This is a genomic window from Brucella daejeonensis, assembly GCF_014199265.1.
GTDB classification, from domain to species: domain Bacteria; phylum Pseudomonadota; class Alphaproteobacteria; order Rhizobiales; family Rhizobiaceae; genus Brucella; species Brucella daejeonensis.
This window is the reverse complement of record NZ_JACIJG010000002.1, coordinates 109,045-122,173: the sequence shown is the minus strand read 5'-3', so window position 1 is coordinate 122,173 and position 13,129 is coordinate 109,045. Positions and strand designations below refer to the sequence as shown.

The following is a 13,129-nucleotide window of genomic DNA, read 5'->3' as shown; positions in this document are numbered from 1 at the left end:
CCGCTTCCACACGAAATGGAAGCTCCGCCGCCACGCGTGCGGCGAGCTATGGCTGCCCAAAGGCAGCCATAGGATTTACTCAGCAATCGTCCACTTGCCGTCCTTGATCTCCAGCATCCGGAAGGCGCTGAGATCGAGGCCGAGATGATCGTCCGCCTTCATGGTCACGACGCCCGTGGTGCCGACAAGACCGGAGGTCTGTTCAATGGCATCGCGGATCGCGGCAGGCTCAGCCGAACCGGCGCGCTTGAGGGAATCAACCAGAATATTGAAGGCATCATGGGCATAACCGCCAAAGGTCGAGACGGAAGAATTAGTCTTCTTTTCGAAATCGGCCTTATAGGCAGTGACGACCGCCTTCTGCGCATCGTCGTCCTTCAGGAGGTCGGCGATGATAAGCGCGGTGCCCGGCAAACGCACGCCTTCGGCAGCCTTTGCACCGGCAAGCTTGATGAAGCCGTCAGAGGCAACGCCATGCGACTGGTAAAGCGGCAACTCGATGCCCAGCTGCGAATAATTGCGGGTGACGATGGACGGTCCCTGACCGAAACCCGGATTGAGAATGGCCTGCACGCCAGCCGCGCCGCGCAGATTAGTGAGCTGCGGGGTCATGTCCGCGTCCTGCGGGCCATAGGTTTCGTCGGCAACGATTTCGATGCCGTAATCGCCGACAACCTTCTTGCATTGCGCTTCCATCGACGCGCCGAAGCCGTCCGTGCCGGAGATCATGCCGATCTTGGCGATGCCCTTCTTCTTCATGTCTTCGAAGATTTTCTGGCAGGCCATGCGGTCGGTATGCGGGGTCTTGAAGACGAATTTGCGGACCGGGTTGATGATTTCGATAGCGCCAGCCAGCGAGATGAACGGCACTTCCGCATCTTCGGCGACAGGAATCACCGACATGGTGGTGCCGGTGGTGGTGCCACCGATGATGACGACCGCTTCATCATCTTCGATGAGACGAGTTGCGAAAGTGCGCGCCTTGTTCGGATCGCCGCCATCGTCATAGAGAACGAGCTTGACCTTTTCGCCATTGATGCCGCCCGCTTCATTGAGCTTCTCGGCCAGCATTTCGAGCGTCTTGGCTTCAGGATCGCCAAGATATGAAGCCGGACCTGTGGCCGAAACGGTCGCGCCGATAATGATGTCGGCTTTCGCGGCGGCGGTCATGCCAAGGGCCATGATGGCAGCCATGGCTGTCATTGTAACGTGTTTCATGTTTCTCCTCCCGAGAGTGTTTAAGGTCAGTTTTTCGTTGGTCTGCGCCACATCACGCGTCGGAAACGATTGGCGACAAATGCCGTATCCGTCAGGCTTGCATTGCCTGCCGGGTTTCCTCCGGTGACGTGGAAATCGCTGAATGCGGCGGACTGATTGACAAAAATATTGCCCGTCAGGTTGATCGACAGATTGACCGCCGCCTTTGCAAAGGCATCTATGGCCTTGCCGATGCGCTGTTCATCCAGATCGTAAAGGGCCGCCGTGATCGCACCCTTGCGGGCCGAGACGCCGGACGCCTTTTCAATGCCTTCGTCCGCGTCGCGCACGGCCACAATGAAAACAACCGGGCCAAACCACTCATTTTCAAAAGCAGCGTCAGATGCGCTATCGACGGCAACGATCAGCGGCGATGCTGTGCGCGCACCTTCAAGGGCAGTGCTGTCACGCACGACGCGGCCGATCTGGCGCGCCTTTTCGACACGTTCGAGCGTGGCCGGATTGGCGACAGCACCGCAAACGCCGAGTGCGCGGTTGGGGTCTGAAAGCAAACGATCGATGGCCCCGGCAATCCCGGCAGCAACATCGTCAAACGACTTGTGCCCCTGATCGGTTTCGATGCCCTGTGCGGGCACGTAAATATTCTGCGGCGCGGTGCACATCTGGCCCGAATAGAGCGCCAGCGAGAAAGCCAGATTGGCGCACATGCCGTTGAAATCGTCGGTCGCGGCAATGGTGACCGTGTTGACGCCAGCCTCTTCCGTATAGACGTCTGCCTGAGGTGCATTGGCGCGCACCCATTCGCCAAAGGCGCTGGAGCCGGTATAGTCGATGATCTTCATCGCCTCATGCATGACCAGTTCCCGCGTAATTTCCTTACCCGACTCATCGACGCCGAGAAGAATCACATCGGCAGGCAGGCCAGCTTCAACCAGCACTTCACGCGCCACGCGCACGGTCAGCGCCAGCGGCAAAATAGCGTTCGGATGCGGCTTGACGATCACCGGATTGCCGGTGGCAAGGCTGGCAAAAAGCCCCGGGAAACTGTTCCATGTCGGGAAAGTCTGGCAACCGATAACCAGCGACAGCCCACGCGGTACAATCGTCCAGTGCTTTTCCAGCCGGATCGGCGCGTCCTTGCCCTGCGGCTTTTCCCAGATGGCATGAGCGGCAAAGCGGGTCATTTCGCAATAAGCGGCGACAATAGCTTCCATTGCGCGATCCTGCGCATGCGGGCCGCCCGCCTGAAACGCCATCGGAAAGGCCTGACCCGTTGTATGCATCACGGCATGGCCGAACAGGAAGCTCATGGCATTCAGACGCGAGATGATTTCAACGCAAATACCGACGCGTGCTTCGGGCGAAAGCTTGGCCCAAACAGGCGCGGCAGCTTCCGCCGCCGCAATCAGCTCCGCCGCTGGCGCTGCGGGATAGGTGATGGCAAGCGTCTTGCCCCAAGGCGAAATTTCCGCGCCGAGACGCGCCGTTTCCGGATGGCCCGGAAGATCGAAAGCCTGGCCCACAAGCGCGTCGAACGCAGCTTCGCCGTCGGCCTTGGCACTTTCACCATAAAACTTGCCGCTTGGGATTTCCTGATAAGGCGTCCAGTATCCACGCGAAAAAAGAGCCGCCGTTGCAGCTTCAATCAATCCACGATGGCGCTCAAAAAACTCTGTCATCAAAAATCCTCCACTATTGTTTAATATTGACCGGCCGGTCGGTTTATGCAACAAAAACTTTCATGAGCGCTACAAATTGTGCAGCGCGGGAGGAATGAATGACCCAGTCAGAAACCGTTCTTGTAACGCTGGCCGACGGCGTGCTTCAGCTCGTCTTGAATCGACCCGACAAGCTGAACGCCTTTAACGAGGAAATGCATCTGGCGCTGCGCGCTGGCTTTGAACGCGCCCATGCCGACAGCGCGGTCCGCGCCGTGCTGCTGACGGGTTCCGGTCGCGGTTTCTGCGCCGGTCAGGATCTTGGCGATCGCGATCCGCGCAAGGGCGGCCCTGTCCCGGACCTCGGACACACGCTTGAAACCTTCTACAATCCGACGCTGCGTCTGATCCGCTCGCTCGACAAGCCGATCATCTGCGCGGTCAACGGTGTTGCCGCAGGCGCGGGCGCCAATATTGCGTTTGCCTGCGATATCGTCTTCGCAGCGCGCTCGGCGAAATTCATTCAGGCTTTTGCCAAGATCGGCCTTGTGCCGGATGCCGGCGGAAGCTGGCAGCTTGCCCGCATTCTGGGCGAGCCGCGCGCCAAGGCGCTGGCGCTCACCGCAGAGCCGGTCATGGCCGAACAGGCAGCCGACTGGGGCTTGATCTGGAAAGCCGTTGACGACGACAAGCTCATGGAAACCGCAGGCGCGCTTGCTGCCTCGCTTGGCCGCGGGCCGACACGCGGTCTGGGCCTGACCAAGAAGCTCATTCAGGCCGCAGCCACCAACAGCCTCGACAGCCAACTCGACATGGAACGCGATTGCCAGCGTGAAGCAGGCCGCACCAGCGACTATGCCGAAGGCGTAACCGCATTTCTTGAAAAGCGCGCCGCGCAGTTCAAGGGAGAATGAGCATGGACCAGAGCCTTACCCCGCAGCAGATTGCTGAAAAGTCGGCGGAAGCCATGTGGAAAGACGATCATGCCAGTCAGGGACTTGGCATGAAGATCGAGGCCGTTTCACCCGGCTGCGCCACGCTCTCCATGGAAATCACGCAGGCCATGTCCAACGGTCATGGCAATTGCCACGGCGGCTATATTTTCACGCTTGCAGACAGCGCCTTCGCGTTTGCCTGCAACAGCCACAATGAGCTGGTCGTCGCCCAGCACTGCTCCATCACCTATATCGCGCCGGGCCGTCTCGGCGACCGCCTGACGGCGGAAGCACGCGAGACGTCGAAGCGAGGCCGTTCGGGCATCTACGATATTCGCATCACCAATCAGAAAGGCGACCATATCGCGGAATTCCGCGGTCATTCGCGCACACTTTCTGGAACACATTTTTAAGAAGCCTGAGCGCTTCAGATTGAATTATTCGGAGGAAAACATGGAAAATCTGGCACCGCGCGAAGGCGATCTTGAACCGATCGAAACGGCTTCACGGGACGAAATTTCCGCGCTGCAACTCCAGCGCATGAAATGGTCGCTGAAGCATTCTTATGAAAATTCGGCTTTTTACCGCAAGCGCTTCGACGACAAGGGCGTGCACCCGGACGATCTTAAAGACCTTTCGGATCTTGCCAAATTTCCGTTCACCTACAAGACCGACCTGCGCGACACCTATCCGTTCGGCATGTTCGCCGTGCCGCGTGAACAGCTTGTGCGTATCCACGGCTCGTCCGGCACGACCGGCAAGCCAACCGTCGTCGGCTATACCAAGAACGACATCAGCACCTGGGCCGATCTGATTGCGCGCTCCATTCGCGCATCGGGCGGACGCGCTGGCGATATTGCGCACATCGCTTACGGCTATGGCCTCTTCACCGGCGGTCTTGGCGCGCATTACGGTGCCGAACGTCTTGGCTGTACGGTTGTCCCGATGTCGGGCGGCATGACCGAGCGTCAGGTCAGCCTCATTCAGGACTTCAAGCCACGCATCATCATGGTCACGCCGTCCTATATGCTGTCCATTCTCGATGAGTTCCGTCGTCAGGGCATCGACCCGCGCGAAAGCTCGCTTGCCGTTGGCATTTTTGGCGCGGAGCCATGGACCAATGCCATGCGGCTTGAGATCGAGGAAGCCTTCGACATGCATGCCGTCGATATTTACGGCCTGTCGGAAATCATGGGCCCCGGCGTTGCCAATGAATGCGTGGAAACCAAGGACGGCCTGCATTTCTGGGAAGACCATTTCTACCCGGAAATCATCGATCCGGTTACCGGCGAAGTGCTGCCGGACGGTCAGATGGGCGAACTGGTCATCACCACGCTCACCAAGGAAGGCCTGCCGATGGTGCGCTACCGCACCCGCGACCTGACCCGCCTTCTGCCGGGCACGGCGCGTTCGATGCGCCGCATCGAAAAGATCACCGGCCGCAGCGACGACATGATCATCCTGCGCGGTGTCAACGTGTTCCCGACCCAGATCGAAGAGCAGATCCTGAAATGCTCGGGCCTCGCGCCGCATTTCTATATCGAACTCAACCGCTCTGGCCGCATGGACAATATGTGCGTTCACGTCGAAGCGACTGCCGCAGCCGCAGAAGAACGTGCACGCGATTATTCGTCCAAGGAACTGGCGCATCACATCAAGAGCATCGTCGGCGTTTCGACCAAGATCGTCGTGCACGATCCGAACACGATTGTCCGCTCGGAAGGTAAAGCCAAGCGCGTTGTTGATAACCGCCCGAAGAGCTAAACAGTTTTTCTCCAGATCAAGGGAAGGGCGACTTACGAAAGCACAGACAGGTTCCGGCATATTTGCAGATGCCGAAACGCCACTGTATAGCTTCGGTTGAACGGCGGCAGTAGACAATACTGCTGCCTGTTCAACGCTTCCGACATAGAAAGGCAGAAAAATGGCTCGAACACGGGCGGCGGATTTTGAAGAAAAGCAGCACAGCATATTGATGAGTGCTGCGGCTGTTTTCGCCGAACAGGGGCTCGAAAAGGCGTCTATGTCGCAGATTGCGGCGCAGCTCAGCGTATCCAAGGCTTTGCTCTACCACTATTACCCAAGCAAAGACGCGCTGATTTTCGCCATCATCAACGACCATCTCACGGAACTGGACAGCGCCGTTGCCGCCGCTGACGACGCCAGCCTTGCACCGCAGGAGCGCCTGCGCCAGATGGTGGGTGCGGTTCTGGAAAGTTATCGGGGCGCAGACAATCAGCATAAGTTGCAGTTGAACGCCACGCCCGCATTGAATGATGAGCAGCGTTCGGCCCTGACCGTCATCGAACGCCGGATCGTCCGGCGTTTTTCGACCGTTCTGCACGAAATCAGCCCCAAGCTGGATCGCCCCGAACGGCCGCTGCTCATGCCCGTGACCATGTCGCTGTTCGGCATGATGAACTGGGTCTATCTCTGGTTCAAGGATGGTGGCACGATCACCCGCGACGATTATGCGGACGTGGCCACGACACTCATTCTGGAAGGCATAAAGGCCGTCCGGTAGGCGCTTTTTTACAGTCGGAAAATAATAATCCCGCCAACCTATGACTGGTTGGCGGGATTTTTGTTGAGGAAAGAAGCTTACGCTTCTTCCCATGTTTTCGCCACCATGGTCAGCACATCATATTGTGCCACCAGAGCGCCATTCTGGTTGGTGACCTGACAATCCCAGGCAACCTCGCCATGCTCCGACGTGGGGCGCGGATTGATGGCCTTGCAGGTCAGGCGAACCTGCAACGTGTCGCCGAAATAAACCGGCGTCAGGAAGCGCAGATTATCGACACCGTAATTGGCCAGAACCGGACCGGGCGCCGCGTCGACAAACAGACCTGCCGCAAAGGACACGATCAGGTAGCCATGCGCCACGCGATCATCGAAGAACGGATTGGCCTTGGCCGCAGCGCTGTCCATATGGGCATAGAACGTATCGCCGGTGAAATGGGCGAAATGTTCGACATCTTCCTTCGTCACGGTGCGGCTGGCGGTCACGATCTGGTCGCCGATCTTCAGTTCGGCCAGCGACTTGCGGAACGGATGGCCTTCGTGACGTACCGGCGCGCCTTCGATCCAGCGGCCTGCAACGGCGGACAAAAGCTCAGGAGCGCCCTGAACGGCGGTGCGCTGCATATAGTGCATGACACCACGCATACCGCCCATTTCTTCACCGCCGCCTGCACGACCGGGGCCGCCATGGACGAGGCCTGCCAGAGGCGAACCGTGGCCCGTCGATGACTTGGCGGAAGTACGGTTGCCGATCAGGATACGGCCATGCCACGGTGCAATGCCGTAAACGGTTTCGCGGGCGATATCGGCATCATTGGTGAAGACCGAAGCGACGAGCGAACCCTTGCCGCGCGCGGCAAGCTGCACGGCGTCATCGATGCTGTCGTAAGGCATGACGGTCGCAACCGGGCCGAAGGCCTCGACGTCGTGAACGGCTTTCGCGTCGAAAGGCTTGTCGCAATAGAGCACGACCGGATTGAGGAACGCGCCCTTTTCCGCATCGCCGCTGACCACATCGACCTTATCCGGGTTGCCGATGACGATTTCGGCGTCGCCCTGCAAGTCGCGGATGCGCGCGCGCACTTCCTCGCGCTGGTCGAGGCTGGCGAGCGCACCCATGGTGACGCCCTCTTCGCCCGCAATGCCAAGCGCGACCTTGCCAAGACGCGTCTTCAGCGCATCGATAACCGCTTCGGTGCGGTCGCGCGGAACCATGACGCGGCGGATCGCGGTGCATTTCTGCCCCGCTTTCGAGGCGATTTCGCGGGCCACTTCCCGGACGAAAAGATCGAATTCCGGCGTACCCGGTTCGGCATCGGCACCGAGGATCGATGCGTTGAGGCTGTCGGCTTCCATGTTGAAGCGGACGGAATTGGCAGTAACGGCCGGGTGCGTCTTGAGCTTGCGGCCGGTTGCGGCAGAGCCCGTGAAGGTCACCACATCCTGCGCGGTGACATGATCGAGAAGATCGCCGACCGAACCGCAGATCAACTGCAACGCACCTTCCGGCAGGATGTTCAGTTCGATGATGCGTCGCACCATCAGTTCCGTCAGATAGGCGGTCTGGCTGGCCGGCTTCACAATGCAGGGAACGCCCGCGATCAGCGTCGGCGCGATCTTTTCAAGCATGCCCCAGATGGGGAAGTTGAATGCATTGATGTGAACGGCAGCGCCTAGCAACGGCGTATAGATATGCTGGCCGGAAAATGTATTGTCACGCGACAATGGCTCGACATCGCCGTCCAGCAGAACGGCGCGGTTCGGCAATTCACGGCGCGCCTTGGACGAGAAGGACAGCATCGTGCCGATGCCGCCCTCGATATCCACCCAGCTGTCAGGACGCGTTGCGCCGGTGCGGAAGCTTTCGGCGTAAAACTCTTCCTTCATGCCCATCAACGCCTGACCGAGCGTCTTCAGCATTCCGGCGCGCTCGTGGAAGCTGAGCGCGCGCAGTTTTGCACCCCCAACCCTGCGGCTGTAGTCCAGAACTTCGGCAAAATCGATGCCGCTGGAATCGATCACGGCCACGGTTTCACCGGTCGAGGCATCCAGAAGCGGCTGGCCGTCTTTAGCGCCTGCAACCCACCGCCCGAAGACATGGCTTTCAAGGCGGCGCGTCTGGGTGCGAACAGAGACGTTCATTGACAATTCCTTTTGAGAGCGCATCCCGAAAAGCATGAAACGAGTTTCGGGATGCGCGTAGAAACAGATATTTAGAGCGCCGATCTGATAAAATCAGATCGAAACGCGCCCTAAGCGGGGGAAGATCCAGACACCGGGCCGATCATTGGTCTGGCATTCAAAGTTTCAGGCTTTTGAGCAGGTCCGCGACCAGCGCCTCCCATTCTTCAAGCTGCTGTTCGTTGGGAACATGGCGAAGCCCGAATTTCGCCAGCGTATCGTAGCGCGTTGAGCCTGCGACGCCGAAGGTCGCCGCCACACGCGGCTTCCAATAGGCAATGGCGTTTTCGATCTTGGCGCGATTGGCTTCGTCTGCGGCAAGGCGTGTCAGTCCCTCCACTCCAAGCTCGGTGTGACGTGCTTCACGCGGGGCGACCTCGCGGAAAACCTCGGCAAGCGGCGTATAGGAAATGCGGCTCATTTCGCCCATTTTCACGCCTGTTGCCAGCCCCTGCAAAACATTCATCACCACAGAATCGACCCAGTTGACGATCGGGTAATGGAACACGGAAAGGCGCATGTCCGAGCCCTGACGGGTGCTACCCAGATCGGCCTCGCGCTCAACCCGTGCCGACCAGTCGTGCTGGGCCTGATAGCGATTGACGTCCGTGCCGAACGTCGCCATGACCAGAAGCACACGTTCGGCATGATCGGCCTTTTCCAGCGTGATGCGGCTTGCCGCAATACGCTCCTTGATGCCGGGCGCGAAATTGATCGAATCCGCGAAGCCTGCGGATGCCGCAAGCTCGCTATCGACGAATGAAGACATCAGTCGCATCAGTTCGCCGCGATAACGGGCGGGAACATTGTCGGGCGAGGTCAGGACGCCGCCTTTGGCGAGATAGTCTTCCATATTCATTGTCTCGGACATGGCTACCTCCCATTTTCCGATTGCGACCGGCAGCGTTACTCGTCGTAGCTCACGACCACGCGTTCGCTGAGCGGATGGGCCTGACAGCTGAGCACATAGCCCGCACGGACCTCATAATCTTCCAGCGCGTGGTTGACGGCCATTTCGACTTCGCCTTCCAGCACCTTGCAGCGGCAGGTCGAGCAGATGCCGGCCTTGCATGAATAAGGCGCATCGATATTGGCTTCGAGGGCGGCGTCCAGAATGCTCTGGCCGTCCTTGGCCATCGCGATCGACCGGCTGGACCCGTCGAGCGTGATCGTTGCGCTGACGGTATTGGAACCGGTTGCCGCGTCTGTCGTCGCGCTTGTCACGGGCGCTTTGCGGCGCACAGGCTGGCTTGCGGCAAAAAGCTCGAACTTGATCTGCGTTTCATCGAAGCCATGCTCGCGCAGCGAAGACGAGATGGTAAGCATCATTTCTTCGGGACCGCAGATGAACACGGTGTCGATGGATTTCGGGTCAAGCCAGTTGGTGAACAGCGCCGCGATCTTTTCCGCGTCGATGCGACCGGTGAACAGATCGATCTCCTGCGTATCGGCCTTCAGGATATGAATGACCGAGAACCGTCCGAGATAGGTGTTCTTCAGATCTTCGAGCTGCTCGCGGAACATGATCGAGGAAATCTGGCGGTTGGCGTAAACCAGCGTGAACTTCGACTTCGGCTCGCGGGCCAGCGTCGTCTTGATGATCGACAGAACCGGCGTAATGCCCGAACCGGCAGCGAAGCCCAGATAATGCTTTTCGGCTTCGGGCTGGAGTTCCGTATAGAAACGGCCCATCGGCGCCATGGCGTCGATCTGGTCGCCGGGAGCAAGGTTTTCGTTTGCCCAGCCGGAGAAAAGGCCGTCCTTGACGCGCTTGATGCCGACGCGCAACACGCCGTCATCCTTGCCGGCGCAGATCGAATAGGAACGACGCACTTCTTCTCCGTCGAACGCGCGACGGAAGGTCAGATACTGTCCCTGAATGAAATCGAACTGCGCGCGGTCTTCTTCACGCGGCGCAAGTGTGACGACAACTGCGTCACGCGTGTCATGCTCGACTTCTGTGACGGTAAGAGGGAAAAAACGTGCCATTGGCAACCTCCGCATCCTCAGATGCACTTGAAATAGTCAAAGGGTTCCAGACAGTCCAAACAACGGTAATTTGCCTTGCAGGGCGTCGAGCCGAACTGACTGACTTTCTCAGTATTCGTGCTGTTGCAACGCGGGCATGCAACGACAAGCGGCGCGTTGCTGCCGAGACGCTGCGCCCGGGCCGAAAGTCGCGCATCGGCCGCGGTGCCATCCACCGGCGGCGTGATGCCGAAGGCTTTCAGCTTTTCGCGGGCTTCCGGCGTAATCCAGTCGGTCGTCCATGCGGGCGAGAGCTGACGCTCCAGCCTCAGCTTTCCGATCCCGCGATCCCGCAACGCCGTCTCGATGTCGAGATTGATGATCGACGTTGCAGGGCAGCCGGAATAGGTCGGCGTGACGGTCACAACCAGTGTATCGTCGTCCCAGGCGACATCCCGGATGATACCGAGATCCGTCAGGCTGATGACTGGAATTTCCGGGTCCGGCACTTCAGACAGCCATTCCCAGACCTTCTGTGTTTCGGGCCGGTGTGCTTGCGTCATGGCGTTACCACGTGCAACCGGGATAAGCGCGTTGCAGGAACTGCATATCGGCGAGAATGAAGCCCAGATGTTCGGAATGAACGCCGCGCTTGCCGCCCTTGTGCTGGAACTTGCCTTCCGGGGCCTTGAGGGTTGCTTCAGCCAGAACCGAGGCGACGCTTGCCTCCCAGCGCTGCTTCAGCGTAGCCGGCAAAGGCGCGATGCCCGCAGCGGCAACCGCTTCGTCCACCGCATCTTCCTGAAACAACTCGCCCGTATAAGGCCAGAGGCTGTTCAATGCGGCCTGAATGCGGTTGCGGCTTTCTTCCGTGCCATCGCCCAGACGGATGACCAGATCGGAAGAACGCTCAAAGTGATAGGCAACTTCCTTGGCAGCCTTCGCCGCAATATCGGCAACCCGCTTGTCCGAGGAGGACTTGAGGCTGTCGAGCAGTTCGACATGATAGGCGTCGAACAGGAACTGGCGCATCAGCGTGAAGGCGAAATCGCCATTCGGGCGTTCGACCAGAAGCGCGTTGCGGAATTCATGCGCATCGCGCAGATAAGCGAGGTTATCGGCCGTGCGGCCCTTGCCTTCCACTTCGCCGGCAAGACCGAGCCAGAGCTGTGTCTGGCCGATCAGGTCGAGCGCCATGTTGGCAAGCGCAATGTCTTCTTCAAGTGCTGGCGAATGTCCGCACCATTCCGAGCAGCGATGGCCGAGGACGAGGCAATTGTCGCCCACCCTGAGCAGCCAGTCAAAAAGATCAGCGTTCGACATTACATGTGCCCCACTTCTTCAGGAATGTCGAAAAAGGTCGGGTGACGATAAACCTTGGCGTTGGACGGCTCGAACAGCGGGCCCTTGTCGGCAGGCGCGGTCGCTGTGATATCGTTCGACTTCACAACCCAGATCGACACGCCTTCGTTGCGGCGCGTATAGACATCGCGGGCATGGTGGATCGCCATTTGCGCGTCCGGCGCATGAAGGCTGCCGACGTGGCGGTGGTTAAGGCCGTGCTGGCCGCGAATAAAAACTTCCCAAAGTGGCCATTCGTTGGACATGCTGTCCTCCCAGATTATTTTGAATTACTCGGCAGCTTCTTTAAAACCGGCGCGGCGCGCTTCGGCCTTGCGGGCATGAGCCATCAGTCCGTCGCGGAACCATGCGCCGTCGTCCCAGGCATTTTTACGCGCTGCCAGACGTTCCTCATTGCATGGACCGTTACCGGCGATGACGTCGAAGAATTCCGACCAGTCCGGATCGGAGAAATCGTAACCGCCCTTTTCCTCGTTCCACTTCAGCTTCGGATCCGGGATCGAAAGCCCCAGATATTTTGCCTGCGGAACGGTCTGATCGACAAACTTCTGGCGCAGTTCATCATTGGTGTTGATCTTGATCTTCCACGCCATCGACTGCGCCGAATGGACGGAATCCTTGTCGGACGGACCGAACATCATCAGCGACGGATACCAGAAGCGGTTGAGCGCGTCCTGCGCCATCGCCTTCTGCTCGGGCGTGCCCTGCGCCATCTTCATCACGAGGTCGTAGCCCTGACGCTGATGGAAGCTTTCTTCCTTGCAGATGCGGATCATCGCGCGGCTGTAAGGACCGTACGAGGTTTTCTGCAACTGCACCTGGTTCATGATGGCCGCGCCATCGACCAGCCAGCCAACGGTGCCGATATCGGCCCAGTTCAGCGTCGGATAATTGAAGATCGACGAATATTTCATCTTGCCGGCATGAAGCAGGTCAAGAAGATCGTCGCGGCTGACGCCCAGCGTTTCGACGGCCGAATAGAGGTAAAGGCCGTGGCCCGCCTCGTCCTGCACCTTGGCAAGAAGGATCGCCTTGCGCTCAAGCGTTGGCGCGCGCGTGATCCAGTTGCCTTCGGGAAGCTGGCCGACGATTTCGGAATGCGCATGCTGGCCGATCTGGCGGATCAGCGTCTTGCGATAGCTTTCCGGCATCCATTCCTTCGGCTCGATCTTTTCACCACGATCGATACGGGCCTGAAAGGCCAGCTCTTCGGGGGTCATTTGGTCCGCAGATTTCGCGTTTTCAGATTTTAGCACCTGTGCATACATGATTGCCTCCTCTCCT

13 protein-coding genes are annotated in these 13,129 nt (G+C 59.0%); 4 read left to right on the top strand and 9 right to left on the bottom strand.

Going from position 1 to position 13,129, the window contains the following annotated elements:
* Positions 1–75 precede the first annotated feature (75 nt).
* Entirely contained in the window at positions 76–1,218 is a 1,143-nt protein-coding gene (locus FHS76_RS02930) for an ABC transporter substrate-binding protein (RefSeq protein ID WP_183647847.1), read from the bottom strand.
* A gap of 26 nt (positions 1,219–1,244) precedes the next feature.
* The gene (gene paaN, locus FHS76_RS02925) at positions 1,245–2,897 is read right to left on the bottom strand and encodes a phenylacetic acid degradation protein PaaN (RefSeq protein WP_183647844.1); all 1,653 of its coding nucleotides are present in this window, start codon (positions 2,895–2,897) and stop codon (positions 1,245–1,247) included.
* Positions 2,898–2,995: 98 nt separating this feature from the next.
* On the opposite strand from paaN, the gene paaG reads away from it, so the two are divergent.
* The 4 genes from paaG to FHS76_RS02905 all read left to right on the top strand — a co-directional run bounded on the left by paaG (position 2,996) and on the right by FHS76_RS02905 (position 6,335).
* A complete protein-coding gene (gene paaG / locus FHS76_RS02920) occupies positions 2,996–3,790 on the top strand; it encodes a 2-(1,2-epoxy-1,2-dihydrophenyl)acetyl-CoA isomerase PaaG (protein ID WP_183647843.1) in 795 nt (264 codons plus the stop codon).
* Positions 3,791–3,792: 2 nt separating this feature from the next.
* On the top strand, positions 3,793–4,224 hold the full coding sequence (gene paaI / locus FHS76_RS02915; protein ID WP_183647840.1) for a hydroxyphenylacetyl-CoA thioesterase PaaI: 432 nt from the start codon (positions 3,793–3,795) through the stop codon (positions 4,222–4,224).
* A gap of 40 nt (positions 4,225–4,264) precedes the next feature.
* The gene (gene paaK / locus FHS76_RS02910; protein ID WP_183647837.1) at positions 4,265–5,575 is read left to right on the top strand and encodes a phenylacetate--CoA ligase PaaK; all 1,311 of its coding nucleotides are present in this window, start codon (positions 4,265–4,267) and stop codon (positions 5,573–5,575) included.
* A 160-nt stretch (positions 5,576–5,735) separates the two neighbouring features.
* Positions 5,736–6,335, top strand: a complete 600-nt coding sequence (locus FHS76_RS02905) for a TetR/AcrR family transcriptional regulator (RefSeq protein WP_183647836.1) — start codon at positions 5,736–5,738, stop codon at positions 6,333–6,335.
* 77 nt (positions 6,336–6,412) lie between these two features.
* Here FHS76_RS02905 and paaZ read toward each other — a convergent pair whose 3' ends face one another.
* The 7 genes from paaZ to paaA all read right to left on the bottom strand — a co-directional run bounded on the left by paaZ (position 6,413) and on the right by paaA (position 13,113).
* Positions 6,413–8,476 carry a phenylacetic acid degradation bifunctional protein PaaZ gene (gene paaZ, locus FHS76_RS02900; protein ID WP_183647833.1) on the bottom strand — a complete coding sequence of 688 codons (2,064 nt, stop codon included), beginning with the start codon at positions 8,474–8,476 and terminating at the stop codon, positions 6,413–6,415.
* 157 nt (positions 8,477–8,633) lie between these two features.
* The gene (locus FHS76_RS02895; protein ID WP_183647830.1) at positions 8,634–9,386 is read right to left on the bottom strand and encodes a Phenylacetic acid catabolic protein; all 753 of its coding nucleotides are present in this window, start codon (positions 9,384–9,386) and stop codon (positions 8,634–8,636) included.
* A 35-nt stretch (positions 9,387–9,421) separates the two neighbouring features.
* Positions 9,422–10,504, bottom strand: a complete 1,083-nt coding sequence (paaE, locus tag FHS76_RS02890) for a 1,2-phenylacetyl-CoA epoxidase subunit PaaE (RefSeq protein WP_183647827.1) — start codon at positions 10,502–10,504, stop codon at positions 9,422–9,424.
* A gap of 17 nt (positions 10,505–10,521) precedes the next feature.
* Positions 10,522–11,046 (bottom strand): 1,2-phenylacetyl-CoA epoxidase subunit PaaD, encoded by a 525-nt coding sequence (gene paaD / locus FHS76_RS02885; RefSeq protein WP_183647823.1) that lies wholly within the window; start codon positions 11,044–11,046, stop codon positions 10,522–10,524.
* 4 nt (positions 11,047–11,050) lie between these two features.
* Complete coding sequence (gene paaC / locus FHS76_RS02880) at positions 11,051–11,806, bottom strand: 1,2-phenylacetyl-CoA epoxidase subunit PaaC (protein ID WP_183647819.1); 756 nt, start codon at positions 11,804–11,806, stop codon at positions 11,051–11,053.
* Positions 11,806–12,090, bottom strand: a complete 285-nt coding sequence (gene paaB, locus FHS76_RS02875) for a 1,2-phenylacetyl-CoA epoxidase subunit PaaB (RefSeq protein WP_183647816.1) — start codon at positions 12,088–12,090, stop codon at positions 11,806–11,808. The genes paaC and paaB overlap by 1 nt, the downstream gene beginning before the upstream one ends.
* Positions 12,091–12,114: 24 nt before the next feature.
* A complete protein-coding gene (gene paaA / locus FHS76_RS02870; RefSeq protein ID WP_183647813.1) occupies positions 12,115–13,113 on the bottom strand; it encodes a 1,2-phenylacetyl-CoA epoxidase subunit PaaA in 999 nt (332 codons plus the stop codon).
* Positions 13,114–13,129: the final 16 nt, after the last annotated feature.

Excerpts from the sequence above, each read along its gene's own strand:
- FHS76_RS02905 (WP_183647836.1), top strand. The coding sequence starts at position 5,736 with ATGGCTCGAACACGGGCGGCGGATTTTGAAGAAAAGCAGCACAGCATA.
- paaD (WP_183647823.1), bottom strand. The coding sequence starts at position 11,046 with ATGACGCAAGCACACCGGCCCGAAACACAGAAGGTCTGGGAATGGCTG.
- paaA (WP_183647813.1), bottom strand. The coding sequence starts at position 13,113 with ATGTATGCACAGGTGCTAAAATCTGAAAACGCGAAATCTGCGGACCAA.
- paaZ (WP_183647833.1), bottom strand. The coding sequence starts at position 8,476 with ATGAACGTCTCTGTTCGCACCCAGACGCGCCGCCTTGAAAGCCATGTC.
- FHS76_RS02930 (WP_183647847.1), bottom strand. The coding sequence starts at position 1,218 with ATGAAACACGTTACAATGACAGCCATGGCTGCCATCATGGCCCTTGGC.
- FHS76_RS02895 (WP_183647830.1), bottom strand. The coding sequence starts at position 9,386 with ATGTCCGAGACAATGAATATGGAAGACTATCTCGCCAAAGGCGGCGTC.
- paaN (WP_183647844.1), bottom strand. The coding sequence starts at position 2,897 with ATGACAGAGTTTTTTGAGCGCCATCGTGGATTGATTGAAGCTGCAACG.
- paaI (WP_183647840.1), top strand. The coding sequence starts at position 3,793 with ATGGACCAGAGCCTTACCCCGCAGCAGATTGCTGAAAAGTCGGCGGAA.
- paaK (WP_183647837.1), top strand. The coding sequence starts at position 4,265 with ATGGAAAATCTGGCACCGCGCGAAGGCGATCTTGAACCGATCGAAACG.
- paaB (WP_183647816.1), bottom strand. The coding sequence starts at position 12,090 with ATGTCCAACGAATGGCCACTTTGGGAAGTTTTTATTCGCGGCCAGCAC.
- paaE (WP_183647827.1), bottom strand. The coding sequence starts at position 10,504 with ATGGCACGTTTTTTCCCTCTTACCGTCACAGAAGTCGAGCATGACACG.
- paaG (WP_183647843.1), top strand. The coding sequence starts at position 2,996 with ATGACCCAGTCAGAAACCGTTCTTGTAACGCTGGCCGACGGCGTGCTT.
- paaC (WP_183647819.1), bottom strand. The coding sequence starts at position 11,806 with ATGTCGAACGCTGATCTTTTTGACTGGCTGCTCAGGGTGGGCGACAAT.